Annotated in this window: 10 protein-coding genes; 4 read left to right on the top strand and 6 right to left on the bottom strand. The window is 68.5% G+C overall.

The window, feature by feature from the left end; genetic code table 11:
* Positions 1 to 44 precede the first annotated feature (44 nt).
* Positions 45 to 941 carry a RecB family exonuclease gene (locus tag NF4_RS06430; RefSeq protein ID WP_063126356.1) on the bottom strand — a complete coding sequence of 299 codons (897 nt, stop codon included), beginning with the start codon at positions 939 to 941 and terminating at the stop codon, positions 45 to 47.
* 84 nt (positions 942 to 1025) lie between these two features.
* On the opposite strand from NF4_RS06430, the gene NF4_RS06425 reads away from it, so the two are divergent.
* Positions 1026 to 1859 carry a tRNA (adenine-N1)-methyltransferase gene (locus tag NF4_RS06425; RefSeq protein WP_063126355.1) on the top strand — a complete coding sequence of 278 codons (834 nt, stop codon included), beginning with the start codon at positions 1026 to 1028 and terminating at the stop codon, positions 1857 to 1859.
* Positions 1860 to 1937: 78 nt separating this feature from the next.
* On the opposite strand, the gene NF4_RS06420 is transcribed toward NF4_RS06425, so the two are convergent.
* Positions 1938 to 2477, bottom strand: coding sequence for a WKL family lipoprotein (locus tag NF4_RS06420; RefSeq protein WP_063126354.1), 540 nt, complete (start codon positions 2475 to 2477; stop codon positions 1938 to 1940).
* A gap of 179 nt (positions 2478 to 2656) precedes the next feature.
* On the opposite strand from NF4_RS06420, the gene arc reads away from it, so the two are divergent.
* The 3 genes from arc (at position 2657) to NF4_RS06405 (ending at position 5864) form a co-directional block, all read left to right on the top strand.
* Positions 2657 to 4417, top strand: a complete 1761-nt coding sequence (arc, locus tag NF4_RS06415; protein WP_063126353.1) for a proteasome ATPase — start codon at positions 2657 to 2659, stop codon at positions 4415 to 4417.
* Between the two features lie 169 nt (positions 4418 to 4586).
* Positions 4587 to 4952, top strand: coding sequence for an arsenate reductase family protein (locus NF4_RS06410; protein ID WP_063126352.1), 366 nt, complete (start codon positions 4587 to 4589; stop codon positions 4950 to 4952).
* Between the two features lie 234 nt (positions 4953 to 5186).
* Positions 5187 to 5864, top strand: coding sequence for a TIGR00266 family protein (locus NF4_RS06405; RefSeq protein ID WP_063126351.1), 678 nt, complete (start codon positions 5187 to 5189; stop codon positions 5862 to 5864).
* Between the two features lie 324 nt (positions 5865 to 6188).
* Here NF4_RS06405 and NF4_RS06400 read toward each other — a convergent pair whose 3' ends face one another.
* The 4 genes from NF4_RS06400 to NF4_RS06385 form a co-directional block, all read right to left on the bottom strand.
* Positions 6189 to 6749, bottom strand: coding sequence for a dihydrofolate reductase family protein (locus NF4_RS06400; protein ID WP_063126350.1), 561 nt, complete (start codon positions 6747 to 6749; stop codon positions 6189 to 6191).
* Positions 6750 to 7670, bottom strand: a complete 921-nt coding sequence (locus NF4_RS06395) for a helix-turn-helix domain-containing protein (RefSeq protein WP_063126349.1) — start codon at positions 7668 to 7670, stop codon at positions 6750 to 6752. It lies immediately after the preceding gene.
* Between the two features lie 88 nt (positions 7671 to 7758).
* On the bottom strand, positions 7759 to 9102 hold the full coding sequence (locus NF4_RS06390) for a YhgE/Pip domain-containing protein (RefSeq protein ID WP_084532886.1): 1344 nt from the start codon (positions 9100 to 9102) through the stop codon (positions 7759 to 7761).
* A 155-nt stretch (positions 9103 to 9257) separates the two neighbouring features.
* On the bottom strand, positions 9258 to 10448 hold the full coding sequence (locus NF4_RS06385; RefSeq protein WP_084532885.1) for a DUF418 domain-containing protein: 1191 nt from the start codon (positions 10446 to 10448) through the stop codon (positions 9258 to 9260).
* Positions 10449 to 10528: the final 80 nt, after the last annotated feature.

Below are 10528 nucleotides of genomic sequence, written 5' to 3'. Positions count from 1 at the left end.
GGGCCCCGACCCGCCCCGCCGCAGGCGGGGCAATATATACAGTCTCATTCCGATACCGATTCGGCGAAGGATTCGGCCGGGGGTTCGTCGTCCGCGGGCCAGCCGGGGTAGGGCGGGGGCGTTCCGTCGAATGCCGGGCACAGGCTTTTGTAGGCGCAGTAATCACACAGCCAACTCGGATTCGGTGGAAAATCTCCGGTCCGGCCGGCTGCGCGCACCGCGCCCCACAGAGCGGTGAGGGTGCGTTCGAAGCGGAGTAGTTCGTCCTCGTCGGGGGTGTAGGTGAGCAGTTCGGCGTCGGCCAGGTAGATCAACCGCAGCTGGGCGGGAACCACACCGCGGGTGCGCAGCAGCATGAGTGCGTAGAACTTCAGCTGGAACAGCGCCCGCGTCTCCTGGGTGGGCCCGGGCGCCCGGCCGGTCTTGTAGTCCACCACGCGTAGTTCCCCGGTGGGCGCCACATCGATCCGGTCCACGAAACCGCGCAGCGGGGCGCCGTCGGGCAGCCGGACCTCGAGCCGGGTCTCGCAGGATTCGGGATCGAACCGGCGGGGGTCCTCCAGCCGGTAGTAGGTGCGCACCAGGGCGCGGACCTCGTCGAGAAAAGACGCGACGTCGAGCCCGGCGGCGAGGAGTTCGGCCGCTTCGGGGCGTTCGGCCAGCACCCGGGTCCAGGCCGGTTCGGCCAGCGCGGTCGCGTGGTCGGGATCGCGGTCGGCGGCCGGCAGGGCATAGAGATCTTCGAGGACGGCGTGTACGACGGTGCCGCGCACCGCCTGGCGGGTCGGCGGCTCGGGAATGCGGTCGATGGTGCGGAGCCGGTATTTCAGCGGGCATTGTTTGAAATCGGCTGCGCGCGAAGGGGACAACGCCGGTCGGGCGGAGGCGGGTGCCGGTTCGAGGCCGGAACCGGCCGGGGGCGTGCTCGGTGGCGCTGACATACCTGGCAGGCTATCCGGCGGCACCGACACGGTGCCGCGCCCGGTGATCGGCCCGGGCGCAGTCCTCATCGTGAACGGAGATCCATGACGGCCAGACGGACCGGGCCATTCGTCGTCGGCGACCGGGTGCAGCTGACCGACGCCAAGGGCAGGCTGTACACGGTGCTGCTGGAACCGGGTAAACAGTTCCACACCCACCGCGGCGCCATCGCCCACGACGACCTGATCGGCGCCGACGAGGGCACCCTCGCGCACTCCAACAACGGCACGCCGTATCTGGCCCTGCGCCCGCTGCTGACCGATTACGTGATGTCCATGCCGCGCGGGGCGGCGGTGATCTACCCCAAGGATGCCGCGCAGATCGTGCACGAGGGCGATATGTTCCCCGGCGCCCGGGTGCTGGAGGCGGGGGCGGGGTCGGGTGCGCTGACCTGCTCACTACTGCGCGCGGTGGGATCGGACGGGGCGGTCGTGTCCTACGAGATCCGCGAGGACCACGCCGAGCACGCCGTCCGCAATGTGGAGCGTTTCTTCGGCGAACGGCCTGCGAACTGGCAGCTCACCGTCGGTGACGTGGCCGATTACGAGGGGGAGCGGGTGGACCGCGTGGTCCTGGACATGCTCGCGCCGTGGGACGCGCTACCGGCCGTATCGCGGGCCATCGTGCCCGGCGGGGTGCTGATGGTCTACGTCGCGACGGTGACCCAGCTCTCCAAGCTGGTGGAGGCCCTGCGTGAGCAGCAGTGCTGGACCGAACCGCGGTCCTGGGAATCGATGGTGCGCGGCTGGCACGTGGTGGGTCTGGCGGTGCGTCCCGAACACCGGATGCAGGGGCATACGGCCTTCCTGGTGAGCGCACGACGGCTCGCCGAGGGGGTGGTTACCCCGAAACCGCAGCGCCGGCCGTCGAAGGGCTGAGCGGAGGCGTTACGGACGGTCGCGGGACCACGGGGAGCCGGAGCACCGGCTCCCCGTGGTCCCGCGGGCCCGTGGTGGTCAGGCGGGGGAGCAGGGAATCTGTGCGAACCCGAAGAGCACGCAGGCGCTGGCATCGGACAGCCGCCAGGTGCCGTCCTCGTGTTCCCAGGTCAGCGGCATCGGCGGTGCGCTCTGACCGGAGGGGCTGGTGATGGTGGTCAGTCCGGTGGCGGTCTCCCCGTCGACGGTGACCTCACCGACCTGGAAGGTGATCCCGCGATAGGTCTGCAGGGCGGCGTTGAGCTGCTCGAGCAGGCCCCGCCGGTTCTCGCCGTCGTCGATCAGCTTCACCTTCTCGTCCACCGGGACGTCCGGGTTTGTGATCTGCTCGAGGTTGGACTGTAGGCTCTGCGCGGTGGGCGCGGGCGCGGTGTCGCCGTGGTCGTCATCGTCCTCGTGCGCCGCGGCGCTGGTGGTGGCCGCGACACTGCTGGCGGCGGCGGTATCGCCGCCGTCGTCGTCGGACCCGCAGGCCGTGAGGCCCAGCGCCAGGGCGGCGGCCGCGGCGGTAGCCGCCGCGACGCGGGACAATCGCCGTGTCCGTGCGGGAAGTTGCATATCTGGCAACCTTTCGGCTAGTCGGTGAGCATGCCCACCATAGTTGGGTTAGGGGAGGCTAACATGGTGTGACCTGCAGATGGCCGCGGACCAGATGTGATCACGACGAAATCGTGTCGGACAGCGCAAACGGGCCGCGCCCGGTAGCGTTGATAGACCGGGACTGGGAGGAGCAGCACATGAGCCCCATCGAGAATTCGGATTCGGCGGCCTGGAGAGAACTCGAGGCAGTACGCGCCGAAGCGGCTGCACTCCGGAGGCAACTCGCCGACTCACCGGATCGCACACGGGAATTGGAAGCCCGTATCGATTCGCTGACCATTCGCAACACCAAGCTGATGGATACCCTGAAAGAAGCGCGGCAGCAACTCGTCGCGTTGCGTGAGGAGGTCGACCGGCTCGGTCAGCCACCGAGCGGTTACGGGATTCTGATCGGGGTGTACGAGGATCAGACCGTCGACGTGTTCACCTCCGGCCGCAAGATGCGATTGACCTGCTCGCCGAACATCGACACCGCGACCCTGGCCTACGGCCAGACCGTCCGTCTCAACGAGGCGCTGACGGTGGTCGAGGCCGGGATGTTCGACGCGATCGGGGAGATCGGCACGCTGCGGGAAATCCTCGACGGAGGACGCCGCGCGCTGGTCGTCGGGCATGCCGACGAGGAGCGGGTGGTCTGGCTGTCCGGCCCGCTGTCCAGGCTCGCCGAGGCCGACGATCTGGACGATCCGGACTCGCCGATCCGCAAGCTGCGGCCCGGTGACTCCCTGCTGGTCGATACGAAGGCCGGGTTCGCGTTCGAACGCATCCCCAAGGCCGAGGTCGAGGATCTGGTGCTGGAGGAGGTTCCCGATGTCGGATACGAGGACATCGGTGGTCTCGGCCGCCAGATCGAGCAGATCCGCGACGCCGTGGAGTTGCCGTTCCTGCACAAGGATCTCTTCCGCGAGTACGCGCTGCGCCCGCCCAAGGGTGTACTGCTCTACGGTCCGCCCGGCTGCGGTAAGACGCTGATCGCCAAGGCGGTGGCGAACTCGCTGGCCAAGAAGATCGCCGAGGCGCGGGGTGAGGATGCCAAGGAGGCGAAGTCCTACTTCCTGAACATCAAGGGCCCCGAGCTGCTGAACAAGTTCGTCGGTGAGACCGAACGCCATATCCGGATCATCTTCCAGCGGGCCCGGGAGAAGGCGTCGGAAGGGACGCCGGTGATCGTGTTCTTCGACGAGATGGACTCGATCTTCCGCACCCGCGGTTCCGGCGTCTCCTCGGATGTGGAGACCACCGTGGTGCCGCAGCTGCTGAGCGAGATCGACGGCGTGGAAGGGCTGGAGAACGTCATCGTCATCGGCGCCTCCAACCGTGAGGACATGATCGATCCCGCGATCCTGCGGCCCGGCCGGCTGGACGTGAAGATCAAGATCGAGCGGCCGGACGCCGAATCCGCGCAGGACATCTTCTCCAAGTACCTCACCGAGGGGCTGCCGCTGCACGCCGACGATCTGGAGGAGTTCAAGGGCGACAAGGTGGCCTGCGTCCGCGCGATGATCGAGCGGGTGGTGGACCGGATGTACGCCGAGAGCGAGGACAACCGCTTCCTGGAGGTCACCTACGCCAACGGTGACAAGGAGGTCCTGTACTTCAAGGACTTCAACTCCGGCGCCATGATCCAGAACATCGTGGACCGGTCCAAGAAGTACGCCATCAAGGCCGTGCTCGACACCGGTAACCCGGGTCTGCGGATCCAGCATCTCTACGATTCGATCGTGGACGAGTTCTCCGAGAACGAGGACCTGCCCAACACCACGAATCCGGATGACTGGGCCCGTATCTCGGGTAAGAAAGGCGAGCGGATCGTCTACATCCGCACGCTGGTCACCGGTAAGAACGCCAGTGCCAGCCGGGCGATCGACACCGAGTCGAACACCGGCCAGTACCTGTAACCGGCACAGTCACCGAGGCCGCGCTCCCCTGGGGGCGCGGCCTCGGTCGTTGCCGGGCTACCTCGGTGGTCGGACCGCGGCTACGCCACCCGCGTAGCCTCTCGTGCCTGGGCCGTGGTCGCAGGTGTGGCCGGAATGGATGCACCTGTAGCGGGCTACGCTCGCCACCATGAACACTCCGGAAACCGAGATCTGGCACAATCCGCGCTGCAGTAAGAGCCGGGCCGCCGTGGCACATCTGGACGCAGCCGGAATCGAGTACTCGGTCCGCCGGTACCTCGACGAGCCGCCCACCGTCGCGGAGCTCCGCGCGGCGCTCGACCGGCTCGGCGCGCAACCGTGGGATATCACCCGCACCGGTGAGGACATCGCGAAGGAACTGGGGATGGCCGAGTGGGGCCGGACCGAGGCGGACCGGGACCGGTGGCTCGAGGCGCTGGCCGAGCATCCGCGGCTCATCCAACGCCCTCTCGTGTTCACCGCCGGGCGTGCGATCATCGCCCGTGATGCGGATGCGCTGGATTCGCTGGGCTGAGCCCGCGGCGGTTGCCGGGGCGTAGCGCGAAGGGGAGCGGATGGGACCGGCGCCCCGAAAGCGCCGGAACATTCCGGCATCCGGTGCCCGGCGGTCGAGGGCCGACCGGCCGTTCGCCACGCGAAGACGGCGGTGATCGGCCACCGCTCCGGCCCCGGAAACGCACGTACGGCACCGGTACGGACTGTCACCGGTACCGTACTGTCACACCCTCGGTGGCGGTAGTGTCGGCTCATGAAAGTTGAACTGCGGCACAACCCGTCGTCGACGGTGGCCCGGTGTGTCCTCGCCGGTGGTGAGCCGGTCCGCGTGGAATCCGGTGCCATGGTGGCGCATTCGGCGGGAGTGAGCCTGGAGGCCAAGGCCGAGGGCGGCATCCTGGCCGGTTTGAAACGGTCGATGCTGTCGGGCGAATCATTCTTCGTCTCCACCTTCACCGCGCCGCAGCAGGGTGGCTGGGTGGATGTCGCGCCGTCGCTGCCCGGAGACATGCTGGCTCTGCAGATCGGACCGGACCGGCCGTATTTCATCAGCCGCGGGGGCTGGATCGCGAATTCGACCGGTGTTCAGGTGGAGAGCAAATGGGGTGGTTTCGCCAACCTGTTCGGTGGTGAGGGCGGCTTCGGCCTGCGTGCGTCGGGCGAGGGCGAAGTCGTGGTCGGCGTGTTCGGGGCCATCGATGTCATCGACCTGGCGCCCGGCGAGCCGGTCACCATCGATACCGGGCATGTGGTCGCCTACGACCTGGCCATCCGGTTCACCATCCGGCGTGCGGTCTCCGGCCGCTCCCTCCAGTCGCTCAAATCCGGTGAAGGCCTGGTCTTCGATTTCGTCGGGCCCGGCCGGGTCCTGCTGCAGACCCGTAATCCCAGCGCCTTCGCCTCCTGGACGGCCTCGGTTTCCTCCGGATAGGCGTACCTCCGCGTTCGCTCCGGCCGTGCGCTTTCTGCGTACCTCCGCGTTCGCTCCGGCCGTGCGCTTTCTGCGTACCTCCGCGTTCGCTCCGGCCGTGCGCTTTCTGCGTACCTCCGCGTTCGCTCCGGCCGTGCGCTTTCTGCGTACCTCCGCGTTCGCTCCGGCCGTGCGCTTCCTGGATACCTGCGTGTGCGCTTCGGCCGTGCGCTTCTGCGTACCTGCGCGATTGCTGCAGCCGGGCGCCTGTTGCGGGTGGGGTCGCCCGACTGCGCTCCTCGGGCCGGCGCGGTCGCCGCGTCGGACGACCGCGCCGGCGCCGGGTCAACCGTTCGGTGCCACCACCGTGTAGCGCGCACAGGCGAATTCCCCGTTGCCCGCCACCTCGTCGACCCGCAGCTCCAGCCGGCGTGGCAGCAGCGGTGCGCCCGCGCCGAGGGTCACCGGGGCGATCGAGACGATCACCTCGTCGAGCAGGCCGCGATCGGCGAACTGTCCCGCGAGTTCGCCGCCGCCGACGATCCACAGGTTCCTACCGGCCGCCACCTCGGTCATCGACTTGTGGACGAGTTCGACCGGGTCCTGGGTGAAGCGCACATCGCCGTCGGTGCGCGGAGCGAACTCGCGATGGGTGCAGACCCAGGTCGCGACCTCGTAGGGCCAGGGTTGCGCACTCTCGTTGTCGAGTAGCCACTGGTAGGTGTTGGCGCCCATGACGATCGCGCCGACACCGGCCATGAACGCGGCCATCCCCATGGGGCCGTTGTCGTTGTCGGCCTCCCGGGACAGCAGCCAGTCCAGGGAGTGGTCGGGGGTGGCGATGAAGCCGTCGAGGCTGCTCGCCGTGTAGTAGACGGTCCGGGGCCCGGTCGCCGGGGTGGTCATTCACTCTCTCCTTCGCAGCCAGTCGATCGGGTCGCCCCAGCCGACTGCATCATCGGGTGATGTCACGCGTATCCAGTACCGCACCAGCTGGCGGCGATACGCGGAGTAGGTGAGCACGTGCGCGATCACGCTGCCGAGGACGAAACTCTCCGGCGGCTCGCACAGGGCATCGATCAGGGTGTCGCCCCAGCCGCCGCGCCGGTCGATCTCGCGGACCGTATCCAGCCATCGGGGGCCTACCTCGTCGAGGCGTGCCATGAGCGCGGGTGGGTCGTCGTCGCCGGCCGCGGGGGTGTCGGCTCCCTCGATCGAGGCCAACCAGCACTCCTTGCTGCGGATCAGATGGTGCAGTACCGCGGCGATCGAGTCCTCGGGGCCGTCCCAGGGGAGAACGGTCCCGGTGCTGCCCCGGGCTCGCCGGTACTGCTCCTCGGTCAACCCGATGGCCGCCTTCACCAGGAGGGCAGTGTCCTCGAGGTCGTGGTGCAGCAGCAGTGCGGTCGGGTCCATATCGGATCGTCCTCTCGGTTCCCCCTCGACCCAGAGCGACATGGGCGGATGGAAGTGGATTCCGTTCGCTGCGGGCAGCCAGCGCGGTGTCCGGCCCGTCAGCGGCGGGGTCGCGCTCGGTGGGTGACCGAACGCGCGGGTGAACGCCCTGCTGAACCCCTCCACCGTGTCGTAGCCCGCGGTGAAGGCCACCTCGGTGACGGCCGCGCCGCCGCCGAGCTGCCAGCACGCGCGCTCCAGCAGCACCCGCCGCCGCAGGCCCACCGGGGATTCGCCGGTACCGCGACTGAACTGCCGGGCGAAGTGGTAACGCGAGGCGTACGCGCCGGCGGCCATCTGCCCTAGCGTGGTGTTGTCTTCGTCGAGAACGGCGTCCAGCAGTTCCCGCAGTCGGTCCCGTCGGTTGCTCACCCGTCGAGTCTGGCGGGTCGGCCGGCCGCTGCGCTTGACCGATCTTGCGCAGTCCGGCCGGTATCGCCGGCCGGACCCGCGCCGCCGCTCAGCGGTGGCTGCGGCGCTCCAGGCCCTTGCGGTCGTAGAGGATCGTGAAGACGAGACCGAGAACCAGGCCGATGGCCAGCCCAACCAGGCTCATCCAGACCCCGCGCGCCAATCCGGGGTTGCCGTGGGCGTCGAAGTACAGGATGGCGCGGATACCCAGGTAGATCTGGTGCATCGGTTCGAAGGCGGCCAGCCAGGCCATGTAGTGCGGGGTGGCCTCCAGCGGGATGGTGGCGCCGGCCGAGGGCAGTCCGAGCACGATGAACAGGATCAGGTTGATCAGCAGACCCGCCGACCCGAACACCGCGAGTACGGACAGCGCAGTGACCCCGACCGCGAGGATCGCCAGGGTGCCGAAGAGGAACAGCGCCAGGCCGTGTTCGAGCGGTACGTCCAGCAGAGTGGCGATACCGACGAACAACCCCGAGGCGATCGGTGCCACCACGGCCATCACCCCCCACTTCAGCAGCAGGGTCCGGACCCGGGAATGCGGGGAGGTCGGATGGTGCACGAACCAGGGCCCGTACTCGGTGGGAACGAAACCCAGCGCCGAATCCACCATGGTGTGCACGATCATGGCGCCGGTGAAACCGGCCAGCACCACCAGCAAGGTGTAGAAGAACGCGGACAGGCCCTGCCCGGTCCCGTCCGGAAGCGGCCGGTACTGCTCGATGAGCACATCGATCGGTTCGGCCAGCATCAGCCGGGACGCGCCGGAGAGCTGGGCGCCGCCCCCGGGGCCGGAGCTCAGTTCGCTGTCGACCGTTGCCGTGAGTTGCCTGCCGACCTCGGCGTTCACCTGTGTGAGCGCCTGCCGGGCGATGAGCTGGGTGATCTGGGTGGCGAAGGTCCCGGTACGCGGGTTGGTCACCACGGTGATCATCGGCTGCTGGATATCGCCGGGCACCACACTGCCCGCACCCAGGATCGACAGACGTTTGGACAGATCGCTGGGCAGGATGATCGCGCCGTAGACCTCGCCGTTGTCGAGGAGGCGCTGGGCCTCGCCGATGCCGGTTACCCGCAGATCCACCTTGTCCGCCGGGACGCGCTCGGTGAGCGCCGCGGTGATCTGGTCACCGATATCTATTTGCTGTCCGTCGCGGATATCGCCATCGTCCTGGTTCACCAGCGCGATCGGGAAATCGTGCAGATTCTTCTCCGGGTTGACGACATAGCCCAGATACATCGTCGACAGCAGCGCCATCAGCAGCGTGACCACCACGATCGGACCGGCCCAGATACGGATACGACGCCGGACCCGGGCGCGGGTGTCGGTATCGCCTTCCTCGCTCGGTACGGCGTGTGCGCCGGGTTCGTCGCCGGTGCTGTCGGTCCCCATCGTGTCCTCCGTCGAAGCTGCGTCCCGGCCCGGGTGCACGGGCCGGTCGTCTGCCGTTACGGCCGGGTCAATGGTGGCAGCTACCCGGGCGCGGAGCAGTACCGCGACCGGGTGTGTCTGCTCACTGTGGCGGGTGTATCAGCGCAGCACGGCGGCTATGCCCGATTCAGGAGCCGGTAGCTCGAATGCCACAGCCACTCCACCGGACCGCGTTCGAACCGGCGCAGCCAGCAGTGCGCGAACAGTGCGATCACCGCGCACACGGTCACGTATACAGCGACGGTGAAAGGCACCCGGGCTTCCGGGGCGAAGCGCGCGGCCAGCCCGAACCCCCACCCGTAGCAGAGGATCGACGCCACCAGGTTCTGCAGGATGTAGCAGCTCAGCGCGGCCCGGCCGATCTCGCTCAGCCGGCGTCCGGCGAAACCGGTGTGGTGGGAGCGGCGCACGTAGAACTCGGCGACCAGCGCCAGGATGCCCAGTGCGACCACCGGCGCCACCACATAGCGGGTGATCAGCACCAGGTCGCCGCCGCCGGCCAGACCGGCCAGCAGGTCGATCGGCGCGGCCACGCCGAAACCCACGAGCAGGAGCCGGCGCCGCAGGCGCGCACCTTCGGGCAGGAACACACCGGCGTGGAACAGACGAGCGCCCACCAGGAACAACACGATCGACAGCGGCAGGATGACGATCGTTTCGGCGCGGAACGCCAGTGCGTGCTCGGCCCGGAACACCACCAGATCCCAGAACGAGCCGTCGGCGTACGGGTTCGGGGACAGCGGCGTCCGCTCCGGTGGCGCGGAGGGCTCCGCCAGGACCAGCGAGAGGGCGTAGAGCGCGATCAGGGTGAGGTGCACGCCGAGCATCGCGTAGAGCCACCGGCCCTGTGCCCGACCGCTGCGCGTGAGCAGGAACGCGACGATCGCCGCCGTCACGGCGTACCCCATGAGCACGTCGAACTCGGCGATCAGCAGGAAATTGAGGAGGCCGTCGAGGAACAGCAGTGCGGCGCGCCAGGGGTATCCGCCCGGCCAGGGGCGCCCCGCCCGGCGGGCCGAGGTCTGCTGGATGGCCAGGCCGATACCGAACATCACCGTGAGCAGACCCAGGAATTTGCCCTGGGCCAGTTGTTGCAGCACCTTCTCGGCCCACATCCAGCTGTCGGTGGGGGAGAGCGAGATCCGGTGCAGATATCCGCTCAGGCCCTCGGGGTCGGTCAGGATCCAGACATTCGTGCCCAGGGTGCCCAGAATCGCGATTCCGCGCAGCACATCCAGTGCCGCGAGCCGAGGCGGGCGCGGCGGATTCGGTCCGGGGGCGAGGGGGTCGGCGACGGTGCGGGTCATGGTCAGAGCATGTGGTCGCGGGCTACGCCACGGCATCGGCCGGAAGTACCACTCGACGGATGATTTGCCGTCCGTCGCCT

The organism is Nocardia fusca NBRC 14340, assembly GCF_001618425.1.
Classification (GTDB): domain Bacteria; phylum Actinomycetota; class Actinomycetes; order Mycobacteriales; family Mycobacteriaceae; genus Nocardia; species Nocardia fusca.
Note: the sequence above shows the minus strand (reverse complement) of the source record. Positions and strands in the feature narration are given on the sequence as shown.